General features: G+C 65.5%; 23 protein-coding genes. 2 read left to right on the top strand and 21 right to left on the bottom strand.

Annotated features, from left to right (window positions below):
* Window position 1: 1 nt before the first annotated feature.
* The 21 genes from nuoK to A6F68_RS11090 all read right to left on the bottom strand — a co-directional run bounded on the left by nuoK (window position 2) and on the right by A6F68_RS11090 (window position 17,299).
* Window positions 2–307: an NADH-quinone oxidoreductase subunit NuoK gene (nuoK, locus tag A6F68_RS10995; RefSeq protein ID WP_067679910.1), complete on the bottom strand. Its 306-nt coding sequence runs from the start codon at window positions 305–307 to the stop codon at window positions 2–4.
* Window positions 304–921 (bottom strand): NADH-quinone oxidoreductase subunit J, encoded by a 618-nt coding sequence (locus A6F68_RS11000; protein ID WP_067679913.1) that lies wholly within the window; start codon window positions 919–921, stop codon window positions 304–306. Before A6F68_RS11000 ends, nuoK begins: the two co-directional genes overlap by 4 nt.
* Window positions 922–936: 15 nt before the next feature.
* Window positions 937–1,422, bottom strand: coding sequence for an NADH-quinone oxidoreductase subunit NuoI (nuoI, locus tag A6F68_RS11005; protein WP_067679916.1), 486 nt, complete (start codon window positions 1,420–1,422; stop codon window positions 937–939).
* Window positions 1,419–2,465: an NADH-quinone oxidoreductase subunit NuoH gene (nuoH, locus tag A6F68_RS11010; RefSeq protein WP_067679919.1), complete on the bottom strand. Its 1,047-nt coding sequence runs from the start codon at window positions 2,463–2,465 to the stop codon at window positions 1,419–1,421. Before nuoH ends, nuoI begins: the two co-directional genes overlap by 4 nt.
* A complete protein-coding gene (gene nuoG, locus A6F68_RS11015; protein ID WP_067679922.1) occupies window positions 2,462–4,453 on the bottom strand; it encodes an NADH-quinone oxidoreductase subunit NuoG in 1,992 nt (663 codons plus the stop codon). The genes nuoH and nuoG overlap by 4 nt, the downstream gene beginning before the upstream one ends.
* 122 nt (window positions 4,454–4,575) lie before the next feature.
* Window positions 4,576–5,541, bottom strand: a complete 966-nt coding sequence (locus A6F68_RS14880) for a nitroreductase family protein (protein ID WP_067679926.1) — start codon at window positions 5,539–5,541, stop codon at window positions 4,576–4,578.
* Between the two features lie 156 nt (window positions 5,542–5,697).
* Entirely contained in the window at window positions 5,698–6,798 is a 1,101-nt protein-coding gene (locus A6F68_RS11025) for a polysaccharide pyruvyl transferase family protein (RefSeq protein ID WP_198152593.1), read from the bottom strand.
* A gap of 244 nt (window positions 6,799–7,042) precedes the next feature.
* Window positions 7,043–7,738 (bottom strand): hypothetical protein, encoded by a 696-nt coding sequence (locus A6F68_RS11030; protein ID WP_067679932.1) that lies wholly within the window; start codon window positions 7,736–7,738, stop codon window positions 7,043–7,045.
* Window positions 7,735–8,313 carry a hypothetical protein gene (locus A6F68_RS11035; protein WP_067679935.1) on the bottom strand — a complete coding sequence of 193 codons (579 nt, stop codon included), beginning with the start codon at window positions 8,311–8,313 and terminating at the stop codon, window positions 7,735–7,737. Before A6F68_RS11035 ends, A6F68_RS11030 begins: the two co-directional genes overlap by 4 nt.
* Window positions 8,314–8,332: 19 nt before the next feature.
* A complete protein-coding gene (nuoF, locus tag A6F68_RS11040) occupies window positions 8,333–9,622 on the bottom strand; it encodes an NADH-quinone oxidoreductase subunit NuoF (RefSeq protein WP_067679938.1) in 1,290 nt (429 codons plus the stop codon).
* Window positions 9,612–9,815: a hypothetical protein gene (locus A6F68_RS11045; RefSeq protein WP_067679941.1), complete on the bottom strand. Its 204-nt coding sequence runs from the start codon at window positions 9,813–9,815 to the stop codon at window positions 9,612–9,614. The genes nuoF and A6F68_RS11045 overlap by 11 nt, the downstream gene beginning before the upstream one ends.
* Window positions 9,812–9,955 carry a hypothetical protein gene (locus A6F68_RS15220; protein ID WP_198152594.1) on the bottom strand — a complete coding sequence of 48 codons (144 nt, stop codon included), beginning with the start codon at window positions 9,953–9,955 and terminating at the stop codon, window positions 9,812–9,814. The genes A6F68_RS11045 and A6F68_RS15220 overlap by 4 nt, the downstream gene beginning before the upstream one ends.
* Window positions 9,949–10,617, bottom strand: coding sequence for a complex I 24 kDa subunit family protein (locus A6F68_RS11050; RefSeq protein ID WP_067679944.1), 669 nt, complete (start codon window positions 10,615–10,617; stop codon window positions 9,949–9,951). Before A6F68_RS11050 ends, A6F68_RS15220 begins: the two co-directional genes overlap by 7 nt.
* Complete coding sequence (locus tag A6F68_RS11055) at window positions 10,617–10,985, bottom strand: cupin domain-containing protein (RefSeq protein WP_067679947.1); 369 nt, start codon at window positions 10,983–10,985, stop codon at window positions 10,617–10,619. The genes A6F68_RS11050 and A6F68_RS11055 overlap by 1 nt, the downstream gene beginning before the upstream one ends.
* Window positions 10,982–12,193, bottom strand: a complete 1,212-nt coding sequence (locus A6F68_RS11060) for an NADH-quinone oxidoreductase subunit D (protein ID WP_067682492.1) — start codon at window positions 12,191–12,193, stop codon at window positions 10,982–10,984. Before A6F68_RS11060 ends, A6F68_RS11055 begins: the two co-directional genes overlap by 4 nt.
* Window positions 12,190–12,738 (bottom strand): hypothetical protein, encoded by a 549-nt coding sequence (locus A6F68_RS11065; protein WP_067679950.1) that lies wholly within the window; start codon window positions 12,736–12,738, stop codon window positions 12,190–12,192. The genes A6F68_RS11060 and A6F68_RS11065 overlap by 4 nt, the downstream gene beginning before the upstream one ends.
* On the bottom strand, window positions 12,735–13,607 hold the full coding sequence (locus A6F68_RS11070) for an NADH-quinone oxidoreductase subunit C (protein ID WP_067679952.1): 873 nt from the start codon (window positions 13,605–13,607) through the stop codon (window positions 12,735–12,737). The genes A6F68_RS11065 and A6F68_RS11070 overlap by 4 nt, the downstream gene beginning before the upstream one ends.
* Window positions 13,604–14,164 (bottom strand): NuoB/complex I 20 kDa subunit family protein, encoded by a 561-nt coding sequence (locus tag A6F68_RS11075; RefSeq protein ID WP_067679955.1) that lies wholly within the window; start codon window positions 14,162–14,164, stop codon window positions 13,604–13,606. Before A6F68_RS11075 ends, A6F68_RS11070 begins: the two co-directional genes overlap by 4 nt.
* Window positions 14,134–14,508: an NADH-quinone oxidoreductase subunit A gene (locus A6F68_RS11080; protein ID WP_067679958.1), complete on the bottom strand. Its 375-nt coding sequence runs from the start codon at window positions 14,506–14,508 to the stop codon at window positions 14,134–14,136. Before A6F68_RS11080 ends, A6F68_RS11075 begins: the two co-directional genes overlap by 31 nt.
* A gap of 68 nt (window positions 14,509–14,576) precedes the next feature.
* Complete coding sequence (locus A6F68_RS11085) at window positions 14,577–15,872, bottom strand: Vgb family protein (RefSeq protein ID WP_074428314.1); 1,296 nt, start codon at window positions 15,870–15,872, stop codon at window positions 14,577–14,579.
* On the bottom strand, window positions 15,869–17,299 hold the full coding sequence (locus tag A6F68_RS11090; RefSeq protein ID WP_067679964.1) for a coniferyl aldehyde dehydrogenase: 1,431 nt from the start codon (window positions 17,297–17,299) through the stop codon (window positions 15,869–15,871). The genes A6F68_RS11085 and A6F68_RS11090 overlap by 4 nt, the downstream gene beginning before the upstream one ends.
* A 299-nt stretch (window positions 17,300–17,598) precedes the next feature.
* On the opposite strand from A6F68_RS11090, the gene A6F68_RS11095 reads away from it, so the two are divergent.
* Both A6F68_RS11095 and A6F68_RS11100 read left to right on the top strand, forming a co-directional pair.
* The gene (locus A6F68_RS11095; RefSeq protein WP_067679967.1) at window positions 17,599–18,795 is read left to right on the top strand and encodes an acetyl-CoA C-acyltransferase; all 1,197 of its coding nucleotides are present in this window, start codon (window positions 17,599–17,601) and stop codon (window positions 18,793–18,795) included.
* Between the two features lie 77 nt (window positions 18,796–18,872).
* Window positions 18,873–19,274, top strand: coding sequence for a hypothetical protein (locus tag A6F68_RS11100; RefSeq protein ID WP_157096720.1), 402 nt, complete (start codon window positions 18,873–18,875; stop codon window positions 19,272–19,274).
* Window positions 19,275–19,345: the final 71 nt, after the last annotated feature.

Below are 19,345 nucleotides of genomic sequence, written 5' to 3' on the forward strand. Positions count from 1 at the left end.
CCTATCCCTTGAGCCGGTCGACGCTGTCGACCGCGATGGTACCGCGGCCGCGGAAATAGATGACGAGGATCGCCAGACCGATCGCAGCCTCACCGGCAGCAACGGTCAGCACGAACATGGCGAAGATCTGCCCCGTCAGGTCGCCGAGGAAGGCGCTGAATGCGACGAGGTTGATGTTCACCGCCAGCAGGATGAGCTCGATCGACATGAGGATGACGATCACGTTCTTGCGGTTCACGAAGATGCCGAGCACCCCCAGCACGAACAGCACCGTGCCCACGACGACGTAGTGTTCGAGGCCGATCACAGTTGCACCCCTTGGCCCACTTCGGGCTTCACGTTGCGGGTCGCGTCGCCGGGACGCCGCCGGATCTGGTGCGAAATGTCCTGCGGGCGGGTGTCCTTGCGCTCGCGCAGGGTCAGCACGATCGCGCCGACCATTGCCACGAGCAGGATGATGCCCGCGCTTTCGAACAGGAAGAGGTATTGCCCATAGAGAACCTGGCCGATCGCGGCGATGTTGCTTTCCGCCATGGGCGCGACCTGGTCGGCGGTGCCGGTGGCAAGCTCGATCTTGCCGGCCTGGTAGGCACCGATCCCGAACACGAGTTCGGCCAGCAGCACCAGCGCGATCAGCAGGCCGAGCGGGAAGTTCCTGACGAATCCGGCACGCAGGGAAGCGAAGTCGATGTCGAGCATCATGACCACGAACAGGAACAGCACCGCGACCGCGCCGACGTAGACGATTACCAGCAGCATCGCGATGAATTCAGCGCCGACGAGCACCATCAGGCCCGCCGCGTTGAAGAACGCGAGGATCAGCCACAGCACCGAATGCACCGGGTTGCGCGCGGTGATCACGAGCACCGCGGAGGCGATCGTGAGCGCGGCGAAAAGGTAGAAGGCGGCGGTCTGGATCATCGTTGCGCGCGGCCCCTATCGGTAGGGCGCATCGGCTTCAAGGTTCGCGGCCAGCGCCCGCTCCCACTTGTCCCCGTTGGCCAGCAGTTTCGCCTTGTCGTAGAGCAGTTCCTCGCGCGTTTCGGTCGCGTATTCGAAGTTCGGCCCCTCGACGATCGCATCCACGGGGCAGGCTTCCTGGCAGAAGCCGCAGTAGATGCACTTGGTCATGTCGATGTCGTAGCGGGTGGTGCGACGGCTGCCGTCCTCGCGCGGCTCGGCCTCGATCGTGATCGCCTGCGCCGGGCACACGGCCTCGCACAGCTTGCACGCGATGCAGCGCTCCTCGCCGTTGGGATACCGGCGCAGCGCATGCTCGCCGCGGAAGCGCGGGCTGAGCGGGTTCTTCTCGAACGGGTAGTTGACCGTCGCCTTGGGCTTGAAGAAGTACTTCAGCGTGAGGGCGTGCGCCTTCACGAACTCCCACAGAGTGAACGACTTGATGAGATGGGCGATGGTCATCCGTACCTCGTGAACATGAGCCAGCCCGACGTAAGGACCACGAACAGCAGCGAGATCGGCAGGAACACCTTCCATCCGAGCCGCATGAGCTGGTCGTAGCGGTACCGCGGCACGGTCGCCTTGATCCACGCAAAGATGAAGAACATCAGCGCGATCTTGAGCAGCAGCCAGACGAACCCCGGGATCACGTAGAGGAATTCCAGCTCTAGCGGCGGGAGCCAGCCTCCGAAGAACAGCACGGCGTTCAGCGTGCACATCAGCAGCACGTTGGCGTATTCGCCGAGCCAGTAGAGCGCGAAGCTCATCGAGCTGTATTCGGTCTGGTATCCGGCGACGAGCTCGCTCTCAGCCTCGGTCAGGTCGAACGGCGCGCGCGCCGTTTCGGCAAGGCTGCTGATCAGGAACATGACCCACATCGGAAACAGCAGCAGGTTGAACACGTAGCCGTTGACGATCCCCAGCCCGTGACCGCGCTGCGCCTCGACAATGGCGTTCATGTTGAACGAGTTGGCGTAGAGCACCACGCAGATCAGGATGAAGCCGATCGAGACCTCGTACGAGATCATCTGCGCCGCGGCACGCATCGCGGAGAAGAAAGGGTACTTCGAGTTCGACGCCCACCCGGCGATCACCACGCCGTAGACGCCGAGGCTGCTGATCGCGAGGACGTAGAGCAGGCCGACGTTGATATCCGCCAGCACCGCGCCCGAATTGAACGGGATCACCGCCCACGCCATCAGCGCGACGGTGAAGGTGATGATCGGCGCGATCAGGAACAGGCCCTTGTTCGCGGCCGAGGGGATGATGGTTTCCTGCAGGAATACCTTGAGGCCGTCCGCGAAGGACTGGAGAACGCCCCACGGCCCCACCACGTTCGGCCCCCGCCGCAGCGCGAACGCCGCCCACAGCTTGCGTTCGACGTAGATAATGATCGCCACCGCCAGCATCAGCGGCAGCGCGATGAGCAAGATGCCGCTGAGGGTGGCGAGGAACCACGACCACTCATAGGTCAGTCCGAGATTGGTCTGGAAGAACTCGGTCATTCCGCGGCCTCCCGCACGTCATCGCCATGCAGCAATTCGGCCGAGCATTCCTGCATCACCACGCTCGCGCGGGCGATGGGGTTGGTGAGGTAGAAGTCCTTGATCGGATAGGCGATCGCGCCGCTCGCCTTGCCCTTCCCGGCTTTCGGCAGCGCGCCGTAATCGGCCAGACCCTCGACGCCCAGCGCCGGCACTTCGGTGATCATCGCGGCCTGGAGCTCGGCGAAGCTGTCGAACCCGACGGTGACGCCCAGCGCATCGGCCAGCGCGCGCAGGATCGTCCAGTCCTCGCGCGCGTCGCCCGGGGCGAACACGGCCTTCTCGGCGAACTGCACCCGCCCCTCGGTGTTGACGTAGGTCCCGTCCTTTTCGCTGTAGGCGGCGGCGGGGAGGATGATGTCCGCCGCGTGCGCGCCCTTGTCGCCGTGGTGGCCGATGTAGACCTTCAGGCTATCGGCGAACGCGGACCAGTCGACTTCGTCCGCACCCAATGCCAGCACCACCTTGGGCGCGGCCTTGGCGATGTCGGCGATGCCGCCCTTCTGCGCGTAACCGAGCATCAGCCCGCCCATGCGCGAAGCCGCCATGTGGAGCACGTTGAACCCGTTCCACCCGTCACGCTGGACTGGCAGCGCCAGCGCAGCATCGAGCGCGCCCTTGGCCAGCCCCGCCCCGCCGACGATCACCGCGGGCCGCTCGGCCTTGGCAAGCGCCTCGGTCACATGCCCCGGCAGGTCGTGCAGCAGCGCCGCGTCGTCACCGAGGAATTCGGCCGGATAGGTCGTGTCCCAGCGGGGGCCGACGACGAAGACCTTCGCCCCGCGCTTGGCCGCCTTGCGCAGCCGCACGTTGACCAGCGGCGCTTCCCAGCGGACCATGCTGCCGACGATCAGAATCGCATCCGCGGTCTCGATTCCCGCGAAGGTCGAATTGAAGTTGACCGCCGCGAGATTGCCGGTGGGATAGCTCATCCCGGTCTGGCGTCCCTCGAGCAGGGTCGAGCCGAGCGCATTCACCAGCCTCTTTGCCGCGAACATCGTCTCGCAATCGACCAGGTCGCCCGCGATGGCCGCTATGCTGGCCCCCGGCTTGGCCTTGGCGATCGCCTTGAACGCCTCGTCCCAGCTCGCGGCCTGCAGCTTGCCCTTGCTGCGGATCCACACCTTGTCGAGGCGGCGACGGGTCAGACCGTCGACCATGTAGCGGCCCTTGTCGCTGAGCCATTCCTCGTTGACGTCGTCGTTGTTGCGCGGAAGCGCGCGCATGACCTCGCGCCCGCGGCTGTCGAGGCGGATGTTCGCGCCGACCGCGTCGCTGACGTCGATCGACAGCGTCTTCTTGAGCTCCCACGGCCGCGCCTCGAACGCATAGGGACGCGAGGTGAGCGCACCGACCGGGCACAGGTCGATCACGTTCGCCGAAAGCTCGTGCTTGCACGCCTCTTCGAGATAGGTCGTAATCTGCATCTGCTCGCCGCGATAGAGCGCGCCGATTTCGTCCACGCCCGCGATCTCTTCGGAGAATCGCACGCAGCGGGTGCAGTGGATGCAGCGGGTCATCACCGTCTTGATGAGCGGGCCCATGTATTTCTCGGTCACCGCGCGCTTGTTCTCGTCGTAGCGCGAGGCTCCGCGGCCGTAGGCGACCGACTGGTCCTGCAGGTCGCACTCGCCGCCCTGGTCGCAGATCGGGCAATCGAGCGGGTGGTTGATGAGGAGGAACTCCATCACCCCTTCGCGCGCCAGCTTGACCATCTCGCTGTCGGTGCGGATTTCCTGGCCTTCTGTAGCCGGCAACGCACACGACGCCTGCGGCTTGGGCGGCCCGGGCTTCACCTCGACCAGGCACATGCGGCAGTTGCCCGCGATCGAAAGCCGCTCGTGATAGCAGAAGCGCGGGATTTCCTTCCCCGCAAGCTCGCACGCCTGCAGGACGGTCGCCCCATCGGGGACCTCGATCTGCTCGCCGTCTACGGTGACCTTGGGCATTGCTACCTTTTATCGAAGGCGCGATCGCGCTGGTCGGCGCGACCGGATTCCGGACGGGGAGCGCACGCCGCGCCCCGGGTTCAGGGGGGCACTTAGAAAACCACCTTGCGAGAGTAAATGGTTCAATTGCCCAGCCAGCGAATTGGCACGCTTTCGCGGGGACTGGCGGCTACCTTGAACGTGTCCGGCGTCGGCCCGAACCCGATCATGGTGATGACGTGAACCGAATCCTCAAGCGCGAAACGGCGGCGCAATGCGTTGTCATCGTGATAGCCCATGCTCCAGTTCAGCATGCAACCACCCAGCCCTTCGGCCTGCAGCGCTTGCAACAGGGCCATTGCAAAGATGCCGCCGTCCACGAAAGCCTGCTGCCGCTCGCCCACGTGATTGAAACGGGTCACGTCTGCAACGACAATGAAAAGGCCGCCGATCAGGTGGCCGAACCCCGCATTGCCATTCTGGTACGACAGCGCGGCATCGATCGTCTCCCGGTCGTTGCAGGCGTAAACCTTGCCCGACTGGCGGTTGCATACCGAAGGGCAGCGCTGCGCAATCCGCACGACGCGCTCGATCTGTTCACGGGGCACCAGTTCTCCCGTGAAATGCCGGACGCTGCGACGCGCCTGCAGGAAGCGGACGGCATCTTCGCGCGGTATGGGAAAGAGATCGTCTCGCGTCAGCTGGACGGAACCGGCCCGGCGATCGGGGTCGAGGGCCACCGGATCCTGGCCCAGAATTCGTTCGACTTCGTCGACGGCTATCCCGTCGCGCGCCATTTCGAAGCGGTATTCCCGCAACACGTCGCGGACGACAAGTGTCACGTCGTCGTGGCCGTACGCGTCCTCGTACGCGCGCAGCTTGGTCACGAGGCTGGTCGCGACATCACGCCCGAAGCCGGCCCGACGGTCCGGCATGGACAGCCCTTTTTCCAGCTTGTGGTAGACAAAAGTCAGGCGGGCGCGAAGCTGGCTGCGCAGGTGAGGCTCGCGGACCGCCGACGACCATTTGTAGAAACGATACGTGTCGCGAACGGCGTTGTACGATAAGGCGAAAATGCCCTTGAGATGGCGCGCGATACGTTTCAGCATCCCGCGTTCGCCTCAGCCTGGATCGCGTTTCCCGCCAACCTCATCATTTCACTCTCCAGAGGTCCCCGGCCGGTACGCGGTTGGGGACGGAAGCCCGTGCTCCTGCGCATAACCCGTCGCTCTGCGTGACCTGCTCGAAGGAGACGGATTCCCATGTCAGGCGAGAGCATTCGCCAGGAACTCGGTTGCGTCCGCACGCAACTCCTCGAGACGCGCGCGGACGGCGACATAATCGATAGGCTGTTTCATGAGCTCGGCAACCTTGCCGATGTCCGCGTGCTCGACGAGCCGATCTTCCAGTCCCAGCAACCCGAGAACGTTGACGAAGCGATCTTCTCCGCCCCTCTTGTTCGCCAGGCTCACAAAGGGCTTCTCGTTCAAGATCGACAGGGCAGTACCGTGGAAGCTGTCGGTGAAGACGTACTTCGCCGCACGGAAATACCCCACCCAGTCGTTGATGGTGATATCGTCCCCTCCCAAACTGAGGCGCAGGAACTTCGTGCGGCTGACGCCCGGCAGCTCGGCGCCGAGCCTCGTCAGGTCTTCGATGGACGTATCGTTCAGCCCCAGGATGTAGTTCAGGAAGGTTCCCTCCGCGTCGGAAGGGACCGTGGCGATGTCGTCATAGAAAGCCCGGTCCACGAGCATCGCGGGGTCGATCATGACCTTCGCATCGTCGTACGCGAAGTGGCGCGCACAAATCTCGATACCGCTCGCCTCGCGAACCGAGACCGCGTGGAAATCGGCCAGCAGGGGGGCGATCCGCCCATCGAGATCGGGCCGCTCCCAGACTGCCTTGCCGAAGGACGCAGCATAGGCGATGCGCTTGCTGCGGCGCGGATCGACGAAGTTCAGCCAGTAGGCCAGCGGTGTTTGGTCCCCATGATATTCGGGGCGCCAGACCTGGTCGCTACCGACGATCACCGCGTCCAGATCATGTTCCGAGACGGCCTTCCGCAAGTCGGAAACGGTCCGCAGCGGACGGGACCGCACCGACATGTTGTTCTGGATGAAGGGCCGATGCTTGCCCGACCTCCGGGCCATGGTGCGGAACCCCTTGATGTCGAGAAACGGCAGGTTCTCGGCGATCAGCCGCGCCAGTTGCTTGTGCGGCTTCCGGTCGCGGCGCCGTTCCAGGAATACCGGCTGATGCCCCTGGTCCGACAGCACACGATACAGCGCGGCCGCCTGCAGGATGCCCCCGTAATTCACATAGAGCGGCAAAGTCAGGATGCCGACTTTTCGGGGAACCGTCACTGCCTTAATTCCCTCACACGATTGCGCATCTTGCCGCGGCTTGGCGGGCGGATGCGCACCGCCGCGCGGACCATAGCCGTGGCCTGGTCAATCCGCCTTCTGGAGCGGGCCGTTCACGCGCAGGAGCGCTTCCGCAAGCCGGACGCGGATGGTGCTCGGCCCGATCGTCAACGCCCGCGCGCCTGCAGCACGGATCCCCCGGTGCGAACTTCGATTTCCCGACCGCCTACGGTAGCCTTGGGCATCAGGAGGACTTGCTGCTTTCCACGGAACGGAACGCGGCCGTGGCGAGCATCGCCCGCAACCCGGCCGGATTGATCGACAGCGGCTTGCTCGCTTCCGCCGCCTTGGCGCAAAGACCCATGATCGCGGAGACTTTTTGCAGGGCCGCATTTTCCTCGGCACTGTCGCGTGCAGTTGCGAACAGGTCGGCGACGTCGTTGGGCGCCGAGCGCACAGTGCAGATCGCGACCTTGTCGGTGAACGAGAACGACGGTGTCGCCGGGCCCGCCGCGGCGCGCGCCAGCCGTGCGACCGGAGCCTCGCCCGGCTGCTCGAGCAGGGCTTCCGCCATCTCGCCCGCGAACAGCAGTCCGCCCGCGCGCAGTGTGCCGCGGAAGCGGATGCAGTCCTTGCTTTCCTGCGACAGCATCTGCATCGCCCGGCCATATGCCGGCGCCTTGAAATCGATAGTCAGGACGCGTGTGGCCTCGCCAGCGTGCGAACGCGCGATGCATCCCGCCCACTGCTCCAGCGCCACGCGCGACACCCTATCGTTGGCGCGCGCGTCCATGCGGTCATGCTCGGCGCGCTCGAGGGTTTTTTCGACCGACACGTCGTTGCGCGCGGCGATGTCGTCGCGGTCGTTCTCGTTCGACGACTGCGCGAGCGCCGGGCCGGCAAGCATAAGCGCGGCGGAAAATATCAGGAGGCGATTCACGGCGTGTTCCCATAAGTCCGCAGGGTTGCGAGCGCGACGAGGCCGCGAAGCTGGGCTGCAGTGATCCGGATGGAATCCTTCGCCGCGCACGGCTTCAGGGTCGCGCTCAGATCAAAGGCTGCATCGCGCTCGTCGTCGCTGAGCCATTTGGTGGCGAGCAGCGCCTCCGACTTCGCCTTGTCGGCGCGGACCGCGCAATCGGCCATCGCCAGCGCCGGGTCGGCGGGATTGGCCGACGCAACCAGCGAACCGAGACCGGCCGGGACGCCATCCTTGATCGCCAGTTCGGCCAGGGCGCCAGAGAGCAGAAGCGGCTCGAAAGTCGCCATGTCCGGATCTTCGACGCAGCCGCTCCACTTGACCAGCTTGGTCATCGCGCGACGATATTCGGGCGAACCGATCGTCAGGCCGAGCAGTTTCTGCGCCTTCACAGGGTCCTTGGCCGCAATGCACTGGGCGAAGTCGCGCGTTTCCACGCGCAGGTCTTCGGTCACGTCGCTCGCATACTGCGCCGACGCGGGCGCGGCACTTACCGCCGCCGCCACCAATGCCAGGATCGACAGTCGATTGATCATCGCACGCCTCCCTTCCGCATTACTCAGCCGCTTCGGCCATGTTGCCGGCCTCGGCGATACGCCGTTCGATTTCGGGCCGGAAGTGCTTGATCAGGCCCTGGATCGGCCAGGCTGCGGCGTCGCCCAGCGCGCAGATGGTGTGGCCCTCGACCTGCTTGGTGACCTGCTGGAGCATGTCGATTTCCTCGACGTGCGCGTCGCCGGTGCGCAGGCGCTCCATCACCCGCCACATCCAGCCCACGCCTTCGCGGCACGGGGTGCACTGGCCGCAGCTCTCGTGCTTGTAGAAATAGCTGATGCGGCTGATCGCGCGGACGATGTCGGTGGACTTGTCCATCACGATCGCCGCCGCCGTGCCGAGGCCGCTGCCGACTTCCTTCAGCCCGTCGAAGTCCATCGGGCAGTCCCAGATCTGGTCCGCCGGGACCAGCGGGACCGAGGAGCCGCCGGGGATCACCGCCAGCAGGTTGTCGCGCCCGCCGATGATGCCGCCGCAGTGCTTCTCGATCAGCTCGCCGAAAGGGATGCTCATCGCTTCCTCGACGACGCAGGGCTTGTTCACGTGCCCGCTGATCTGGAACAGCTTGGTGCCAGCGTTGTTGGGGCGCCCGAAGCTCGCGAACCACGAAGCGCCGCGCCGCAGGATCGTCGGGACAACCGCGATCGACTCGACGTTGTTGACCGTCGTCGGACAACCGTAGAGCCCCGCGCCGGCCGGGAACGGCGGCTTGAGGCGCGGCTGGCCCTTCTTGCCTTCGAGGCTTTCGATCATCGCGGTCTCTTCGCCGCAGATGTAGGCGCCTGCGCCGCGGTGGACGAACACGTCGAAATCGTAACCCGACCCGGCCGCGTTCTTGCCCAGCAGCCCCGCGTCATAGGCCTCGGCGACCGCCTTGAAGAGCGTCTCGGCCTCGCGGATGAACTCGCCGCGGATGTAGATGTAGGCGGCGCGCGCGCGCATGGCGTAGCCGGCGATCAGTGCGCCTTCGATCAGCTTGTGCGGATCGTGGCGGATGATCTCGCGGTCCTTGCACGAACCGGGCTCGGATTCGTCGGCGTTGATGACGAGGAAGCTCGGCCGGCCATCCTTGCTCTCCTTCGGCATGAACGACCACTTCATGCCGGTCGGGAAGCCCGCGCCGCCGCGCCCGCGCAGGCCGGACGCCTTGATCTCGTCGATGATCGCGTCCTGGCCGACGCCCATCAGCGCCTTGGTATTGTCCCAGTCGCCGCGATGCTGCGCCGCCTTCAGGCCCCAGTCCTGGTAGCCGTAAAGGTTGGTGAAGATGCGGTCCTTGTCAGCGAGCATTGTCGCTTCTCCGCTTCGATTGTCCGAGGATGATGGCAGCCGCCGCGCAAATCATGGCTGCGGGAGCAAACAGCCGCGTTTCCTCTCCGAGGCCGAATTTCTGCCAGGCGGCGAGGCCGAACAGGAACACCCCGATCAGGAGAAAGATGAGCCCGAGCGTGCGCCCGGCCTCGGGGCTTTTCCAGTCGCTCATCCCATCCCTCCCTGCGAGAGGAAATAGGCGGCGGCAACGAGGATCAGGATGATCGCGCCGAATTTCACAATACCCATCAGGACCTTCCACGCGAGGAAGATCAGCACGAGCGCGACGATGATCGTGACGATGCTCACCATTCACCCCGATAGTCGTGGTTCTCGCCGACCATCGCGGTCAGGCTGCTGAGCGCGCCGACCGGCTCCACCGTGTGCCGCTCGGGGTCCTGCGTGCCTTCCTTGGGCGTCTCGCCGCGTTCGAGCGCATCGAGCACCGCGTCGAGGCGTTCGGGGGTCAGGTCCTCGTAGTTCGCGTCGTTGATCTGGACCATCGGGGCGCTGGCGCAGTTGCCCATGCATTCGACCTCGGTCAGCGTCCACAGACCGTCGTCAGTGGTGTGGCCTTTGCTCATCCCGCGCTTCTTGCACGCGGCCATGATGTCGTCCGATCCGCGCAGCATGCACGGCGTGGTGCCGCAGACCTGCACGTGGAAGCGGCCGACCGGCGCGATGTTGTACATCGTGTAGAACGTCGCGACCTCGAGCACGCGGATCACCGGCATGTCGAGTTCGCGGGCGACGAATTCCATCACCGGCAGCGGCAGCCAGCCCTGCGTGCTCGTCTCCGCGCCGACCTGCCGCTGGGCGAGGTCGAGCAGCGGCATCACCGCCGAGCGCTGGCGTCCCTCGGGATAGCGCGCGAGGATCTCCTTCGCCTTGTCCGCATTCTCGGCGGTCCAGGCGAACGAACCCCACCGCTCGCGCAGTTCGGGCGTATCGGGGGCGGGTGCGCGGTCAGCCATCAGATAGCTTCCAGTTTTGCACGGGTAAGGACTGACGGGTGGGATCCGGTATTGGGCTCGCCTTCACGGTCCATAAGCATGACATGGCATTCGCCATCGGCGAAAGGTTGGTGTTCGACTCCCTTGGGGACGACGAGAAACTCGCCCGGTCCCAACACCCGCACCCCATTGCGAAACCTGATCCCAAGTTCGCCCGATACGACAAGGAACAACTCGTCGGTATCGGCATGGCTATGCCAGGTGAAATCGCCCTGCAGCTTGACCACGCGGATTTCGTTTCCGTTGTAGTTGCCGATAATCCGCGGATTATAATGATCGGAAAACTGAGCAAGCTTATCCGCAAGCGATACAGGTTCGCAGAAGGTCACCGGTCGCACTCCCCGAACACCACGTCGATCGCGCCGAGGATGGCGGTTGCGTCGGGGAGCATGTGGCCCTTGGACATGAAGTCCATCGCCTGCAGGTGGCTGAACGCGGTCGGGCGGATCTTACAGCGGTAGGGTTTGTTCGACCCGTCCGACACGAGGTAGACCCCAAACTCGCCTTTGGGACTCTCGGTCGCCACGTAGACTTCGCCAGCGGGGACATGGAAGCCTTCGGTGTAGAGCTTGAAGTGGTGGATCAGCGCTTCCATCGACTGCTTCATTTCGGCGCGCTTGGGCGGGACCACCTTGCGGTCGTCGCTCGCGATCGGGCCTTCGGGCATCTCGGCGAGGCACTGCTTCATGATGCGCGCGGACTGGCGCACTTCCTCGACCCGGACCATGAACCGATCGTAGCAATCGCCGCGCGTGCCGACGGGGATTTCGAAGTCCATGCGGTCGTAGACGTCGTAGGGCTGGCTCTTGCGCAGGTCCCACGGCACGCCCGCGGCGCGGATCATCGGGCCCGAGAAGCCCCAGGCGACCGCGTCGTCCTTGCTCACCACGGCGATGTCGACGTTGCGCTGCTTGAAGATGCGGTTATCGACGACGAGCTTCAGGCCGTCCTCGAACAGCGGGATCAGCCGCGTGTCGATCCAGTCGGCGAGGTCGACGAGCAGCTTGACCGGCACGTCCTGGTGCACGCCGCCGGGCCGGAACCAGGCCATGTGCATCCGCGCGCCGCTGACGCGCTCGAAGAAGTTGAGGCAATCCTCGCGCGCTTCGTAGAGCCACAGACCCGGGGTCAGCGCGCCGACGTCGAGGATGTGGTGCGCCATGTTGAGCAGGTGGTTCGAGATGCGCGTCAGCTCGGCGAACAGCACCCTGAGGTACTGGGCGCGCAGCGGCACCTCGATGTTCAGCAGCTTTTCGAGCGCCAGCACATAGGAGTGCTCCATCGCCAGCGGCGACGCGTAGTCGAGCCGGTCGAAATAGGGCAGAGCCTGCAGGTAGGTTTTGTGCTCGATCAGCTTCTCGGTGCCGCGGTGGAGCAGCCCGATATGCGGATCGATCCGCTCGATGATCTCGCCGTCGAGCTCCATCACCATGCGCAGCACGCCGTGTGCCGCGGGGTGCTGGGGTCCGAAGTTGATGGTGTAGTTGGTGATGACCTCGTCGCCGGTGGTCGGCGACTGTTCGAGTTGCATCGTCATGCCGTGCAGCTCCACGTTCCGGGCGAGAACGTCGTCTCGCCCTGGGGGCCCGCGACCTTGAGGCCGGCGGTCCATTCGTTGCGACCGTCCTTGGCCTGGGGAGCGCCGTCCGCGCGCAGGACGCTGACGGTGTAGCCCGCGCCGGTAAGCGTCGGCCCGCTTTCGACGACTTGCGGCCCGCCCGCGGCGCTGCCGGGCAGAACGACCTGCTGGCCATCGATCACGAGCACCCCCTGACCCTTGGCATCGGCGCCCTCGTCCGCGCCGACCACGAGCAGCGAGCGGCCCTGGTAGACGAACGAGCAGCCGCCCGCGATCTTGCCGAGCACCTTCGGCGCATCGGCGGTGAGCGGGGTGAGCTGTGCCGCGCCGGTGGCCGCCACGACGGGCTGCGCGTTCACTTCCGCGACCGACGGCACCGCGCCGGCAGAGGGCGCCACGCCCGCGCGCTGCGCGAAGTCCTCGGCGCTCTCGCCCTTGGGCTCATCGGCCTGCGAGCAAGCGGCGAGCAGCGCGATCGCGGAGATGACGGCAAGCCGCCTCATGCATCGCCTTTCGGCTTGCGGGGCGCACGCTTCTTGGGCTCGGTCGAGGCCTTGGTGTCGGCCGACTTGCCCTTGCGCGGCGCGCGTGACGGGCGGTCCTCGGTCGGCGCGGGCGCGCCCGCGGCCTTCTTGCGGCTGGCCTTCTCGGCGGGGGGACCGGCGGAAACTTCCTCGGCCGCCTTGGCATCCGTCTTGGCGCCCGCACCGGTCTGCGAGGGCTTCTCGGTGGTCTTGGGCTCGTCGACCGGCGGGGTCGCCGCCTTCTCGTCGCCCGGCAAAACGTAGTCGGCGCCTTCCCACGGGCTCATGAAGTCGAACTGGCGCAGGTCCTGCGGCAACTCGACAGGCTCGTAGACGACGCGCTTCTCGTCTTCCGAGTAGCGCAGCTCGGTATAACCGGTGAGCGGGAAGTCCTTGCGGAAGGGATGGCCCTCGAAGCCGTAATCGGTGAGGATGCGGCGCAAGTCCGTGTTGCCGGCGAAGATCACGCCGTACATGTCGAACACCTCGCGCTCGAGCCAGCCGGCGTTGGGCCACAACGTGGTCACGGTCGGTACGGGGGTGCTCTCGCTGGCGGTGCACTTGACGATGATGCGGTGGTTCTTCGTCAGGCTGAGGAGCATGTAGACGACCTCGAACCGCTCGTCGCGGCTCGGGTAGTCGACCCCGGCGATCTCCATCAGTTGCTGATAATCGTGCTCGTCGCGCAGGGTGCGCAGGACGGTCTCGACATCGTCGCGCGCCACGGTCAGCACGATCTCGCCGTGCTCCTCGTGCGCGGCAACAACCGACTGGCCGAGCGCCTTCGACAGCGCGGCCTGCACGCCCTCGTTCGAGGCATATCGCGGTGCGGGGTGCAGAACGCTCACCGCTCGACCGTCCCCACCCGGCGGATCTTCCGCTGCAATTGCATGATGCCGTAGAGCAGCGCCTCGGCCGTCGGCGGACAGCCGGGCACGTAGATGTCGACGGGCACGATCCGGTCGCACCCGCGCACCACGCTGTAGCTGTAGTGGTAGTAGCCGCCGCCGTTGGCGCAACTGCCCATGCTGATGACGTACTTCGGCTCCGACATCTGGTCGTAGACCTTGCGCAGCGCCGGGGCCATTTTGTTGCACAACGTGCCCGCCACGATCATCACGTCCGACTGGCGCGGCGACGCGCGCGGGGCGATGCCGAAGCGTTCGAAATCGTAGCGCGGCATGTAGCCGTGGATCATCTCGACCGCGCAGCAGGCGAGGCCGAACGTCATCGGCCACAGCGAGCCGGTGCGCGCCCACTGGAACAGCTCCTCCGTCGACGTGACGAGGAAACCCTTGTCCTCAACCTCGGCGGTCAGCGAGCGGTGGAAATCGGCGTCCGGCGGCACGACTGCGCCGCCCGGTGCCGGTTGGATCACTCCCATTCCAGCGCTCCCTTCTTCCATGCGTAGGCAAGGCCGACCGCGAGTTCGCCGAGGAACACCATCATCGTGATCCAGCCCGGCCAGCCGGTCATGTCGAGGCTGACCGCCCAGGGAAACAAAAACGCCGCTTCGAGGTCGAAGATGATGAACAGGATCGCCACGAGGTAGAAGCGCACGTCGAACTGGCTGCGCGAATCCTCGAAGGCCGGGAAGCCGCACTCGTACTCGCTGAGCTTCTCGGCCGTCGGATTGTGTGCCCCGGTCAGCCGCGCGACGCCCATCGGCAGGAACACGAAGAGCGCGGAAAGACCGAGCGCAATCCCGAGAAAGATCAGGATCGGCAGGTATTGCGAAAGATCGACCAAGCGTCCGTACTCGATTGCGTGCGGGTTCGTGGGCGCCCTAGTCCGCGAGGGTCCGGCGCGCAAGGCCGCTAGCCGGGGTTTTTGGGAACAGCCATGCCCTTTTTCGCAACCCCGAGCCTCCGCACTTCGGTCGGCAGGGGCGGTTTGCCCTCGACGGCCGTTCCGCCGACACCGAAGCGGTCCCATTGGCCGGTCCCGATGTAGAGCAGGCTATCCCCCGCAATCGATCCCGCGCCCGGTTCGGTCCAATCCGGATTCGCCTGTTCGAGCACACGCGACGAGACGATCGAACGGCCGTCCGCCGCAAGCCGATGCGCGACGATACGCATCGGACGGGCGCCGTTCTGGATCGCGATCAGCTCCCCGCCATGAAACCAGAGACCGTCGGTCCCGTCGACGAAGGGCGAATTCGGCGCGGGCAGCCGATCGATCGCGCCCGTCCGCAGGTCGACCACCGCAAGGCCGTAGGAGTAATCGCTTACGTAGAGGAAGCGACCGTTCCCGCTCACCGCCATGCCCTGCGGCGAGCGGAAAGTACCCGGCACCACGATCATCCGCAGGTGCCCGGTATTAGGGCGGCTGTCGTAGATCGCTCCCATCAGCGGATCCGCGGCGAAAAGCGTACCGTCCGGTCCGATGGCGATGTCGGACGGCGTAGCTCCCGCCGGAGCGACCTTGTTCGACACCTTTCCGGATCGCGGGTCGTATCCGATCAAGCCCCTATAAGCGGTGTCCGGATCGGGCGTCGGCTCGTACGCGCCCGAGGCAATCCAGATCGTGCCGTCGGGTGCCTGCACCATGCCCGAGAGGCTGCCCGTCGCCCCCAGGTCCACTTCCTCCCAACCGCCCTTTCCGTCCTGGCGAAACAATCCGCGCGAGACGATCGAACTGGCGTAGAGCCGCCCGGTCTGGCGTTCGCGAAGGACGCTCTCGGGCAACAGCACGCTGGCCGGCACTGTCGCCTCCACGGCGCTGCCGACGCGAACCTCGTTCGGCATGATCGACAGCATGAAGAGCTTGTTGGATCCCTGGTCGGCGAAGAACTGGCGCAACTGCGCCTCGCCCGCCTGACTGAAGCGATAGCCGCGGCTGGTTATCGCTTCTACCAGGTCATGCGCCTTGTCGCCCCGCCGTTCGCGAACATATGCCGAAAGGAGGCGGACCTGCACCGACCCGCTATCCGGGAATGCGCGTGCAAGCTCCTCCAGCTCGGCGACCTCGGCCAGACGTCCGGTCGCGGCATCGACCTTGCGCCAGGTGCCTGTTGTGACGTCCGCCGGTTCGACGAGGGTGTCGACCGGCGGTGGCGGCATGGTCGCGCATCCGCCCACCCCTAGCGCGGCAGCGAGGGCGAGCGCCCTCATTTCATCATCGTCTTGATCGCCTTGTCCGTTGCGCTGCCATAGGGCGGCTTGAACCCGCCGAGCTTGGCTACGTCGATCTTGGGCTGGGTGTAGACGCTGCGCGCATGGCTGAATTCGCGGAAGCCTTCGACCCCGTGGTAGCTGCCGATGCCGCTCGGTCCGACGCCGCCGAAGGGCAGGTCCTCCATCGAGACATGGAAGACGACGTCGTTGACGGTGACCCCACCGCTGATCGTGCGCGTGAGCACCTTCTCGCGCTCGCCGCCGTCCTCGCCGAAGTAATACAGGCCGAGCGGACGATCGTTCTTGTTCACGTAGTCGATCGCCTCGTCGATCGCCTTGTAGGTCTTCACCGGCAGGACCGGCCCGAAGATCTCTTCTTGCATCGCGGCCATGTCGTCGGTGACGTTGCGCAGGATCGTCAGGGGCATCTTGCGGGTGTTCGAGTTGCCGAAGTCCTCGTCGGCAGGATTGACCTCGATGACATCGGCGCCCTTCTCGCGCGCGTCTGCCACGAGGCCCTTCAGCCTGTCGAAGTGCCGGTCGGACACGACGCTGGCGTAATCGTCGTTGGCCAGCAGCGTAGGATACATGTCGCGCGCGCCCAGTTCGACCGCGGCGACCGCGCCTTCTTCCATGTCCTCGGGCACATAGAGGTAGTCAGGCGCAAGGCAGATCTGACCGGCGTTCATCATCTTGCCCATCGCGATGCGCTCGCCCGCCTTCTTGAGGTCCGCGCTGCGGCCAAGGAACACGGGGCTCTTGCCGCCGAGTTCCAGCGTGACGGGGACGAGATTGCGGGCTGCGGCTTCCATCACCTTGCGCCCCGTCGCCGTGGAACCGGTGAAGACCAGGTGATCGAACGGCAGGCTCGAGAATGCGTGGGCCACTTCGGGACCGCCGGTGACCACCGCGCACTCATCGTCGGAGAAGCGCTTGGCGACCAATTCGGCCATGACGTCGCTGGTGCGCTCGGTGAACTCGCTGGGCTTGATCATCGCACGGTTGCCCGCGGCAAACACCTGCATGAGCGGCCCGAAGCTGAGGTTGACCGGAAAATTCCACGGGCTGAGGATGCCGATCACGCCCTTCGGTTCGTAGCGCAGCTCCGCCTTCGCCCCCAGCAGGCCGAGCGGAAACTGGACCTTGCGGCGCTCTGGCCTGGACCATTTTGCCATGTTCTTCAGGCAATAATGCCCGAACCCCACCGTGCTCGCGATATCGGTGATCATCGACTGCTGAATGCTGCGGCTGCCGAAATCGGCGCTCATCGCCTTGCAGAGTTCATCGGCGTTTTCCTTCAGCAGCGCCATCGCGCGCTCGATCCGGTCGCGGCGGGCATCGAGCGGTTCGGGTCGCGCGGCGGTGAAGGCATCGCGCTGCTTCTCGAGCAAGGCCTCGAGTTCGGTCTTGCGGTTGTCGGCCATGCTGCTTCTCCGGACGGGTTTCGGTTTGCGACGGGTTTCTGCGATAACGCGACGCTTGGCAAGGGCGGCGCACTCGGCACTTTCCTACAAGCCGAACCCTGTGCGATAAGTCCCGCCTTGCGGTTCTTCGCCTCTGCGCGGCTCGAACGGGATTTGCCGATATTGCGGCAAGGGTGCGACAGTGGGGACGGATTTGGGTGTAGCCTTTGTGTCGCTTTCCAGCCCCCGCTCCTCAGACGATTGCCATTGCCGCAGTGCAGCATTAAGCCGAAGCCCAATCCGAATTTGAAAGGTCAACCATGCCCACCTTCTCCGCAGCCGATCCGGTCGTCATCCTTTCCTACGCGCGCACGCCGATGGGCGGGATGCAGGGCGCACTCGCGGACGTTTCGGCGACCGATCTCGGCGCCACCGCAGTGAAGGCAGCCGTTGAGCGCGCGGGCGTTTCGGGTGAGGACATCGAGCGGATCTACATGGGCTGCGTGCTGCCCGCCGGTCTTGGCCAGGCCCCTGCCCGCCAGGCGGCGCTCAAGGCGGGCCTGCCGAAGTCGGTCCAGGCGACCACGGTCAACAAGGTCTGCGGCAGCGGCATGCAGACGATCATCATGGCCTCCGAAGCGCTCGCCAGCGGCAGCATGGATGTCGCGATCGCCGGCGGCATGGAGAGCATGACCAACGCGCCGTACCTCTTGAAGAAGCACCGTTCCGGCGCGCGCATCGGGCACGACACCGCCTACGATCACATGTTCCTCGACGGACTGGAAGATGCCTACGACGCGGGCCGCGCAATGGGGACTTTCGCACAGGACACCGCCAACGAGTACCAGCTCACCCGCGAGAACATGGACGACTACTCGGTCGAGTCGCTTCGCCGCGCGAACGAGGCGATCACCAGCGGCGCCTTCGCTGACGAGATCGTCCCCGTCGTCGTCTCGGGCCGCAAGGGCGACGTGACCGTCGATACCGACGAACAGCCGCCCAAGGGCAACCCCGAAAAGCTGCGCACGCTGCGCGCTGCCTTCGCCAAGGACGGCACGATCACCGCCGCCTCGTCCAGCTCCATCTCCGATGGCGCCGCCGCGGTGGTGCTGGCGCGAGAGAGCGTCGCCTCGGCCAAGGGCGCGACGCCGGTCGCCAGGATCGTCGCGATGGCCGCGCACGCGCAGGAGCCCAAGGATTTCACCGTCGCCCCGGTCGGCGCGATCAACAAGGTGCTCGACAAGGCCGGGTGGACCGTCGCTGACGTCGACCTGTTCGAGGTCAACGAAGCCTTCGCCTGTGTCGCGATGTTCGCGATGAAGGACCTCGGCATCCCGCACGACAAGGTCAACGTGAACGGCGGCGCGACCGCGCTGGGCCATCCCATCGGGGCGAGTGGAACCCGGATCGTCGTGACCCTGCTCAACGCCCTCAAGCAGAAGGGCCTGAAGCGCGGCGTCGCTTCGCTGTGCATCGGCGGCGGTGAGGCGACGGCGGTGGCGGTGGAGCTCGTCTGAAAACGCCCCGGTGAAACAGTTTGCGGCGGGAATAAGACAGGCGTAGCCTTCCGGTCCCTTGGAGGGAGATGGAAGCCATGAAGAAAATCGTTCTGATTGCGTCAATCGCCGCGCTTGCCGCCTGTTCGCAGCAAGCCGAAGAAGCACCTGCACCTGCCGAAACGGCGGTCGCTGAAGCGCCCGCTCCGGCTGCGGAGCCCGTGATGGGCACCTACCAGGTCAAGTATGCCGACGGTTCGATGGGCGAAGTGACGATGAACGCCGACGGTACCTGGATGGGCAAGGACGGCAAGGGTGTCGAGAACAAGGGCACGTACGTGGCGAAGGACGGCAAGACCTGCTTCGATCCGGAAGGCGACGCGCCCGAGATGTGCTGGAAGGACGAGGCTCCGGGTGCCGACGGCACCTTCACCTCGACCGCGGACGACGGCACGGTCGTGACGGTCACGCCGCCCGCCCCGGCCGAAGCCACGACCTGATCAGCGCCAGCGCAAGAACGAAGGGCGGCGGGAAACTGCCGCCCTTTGTGCGTCTATCGACCGGGCACACA

Source organism: Tsuneonella dongtanensis, assembly GCF_001698205.1.
GTDB lineage: Bacteria > Pseudomonadota > Alphaproteobacteria > Sphingomonadales > Sphingomonadaceae > Tsuneonella > Tsuneonella dongtanensis.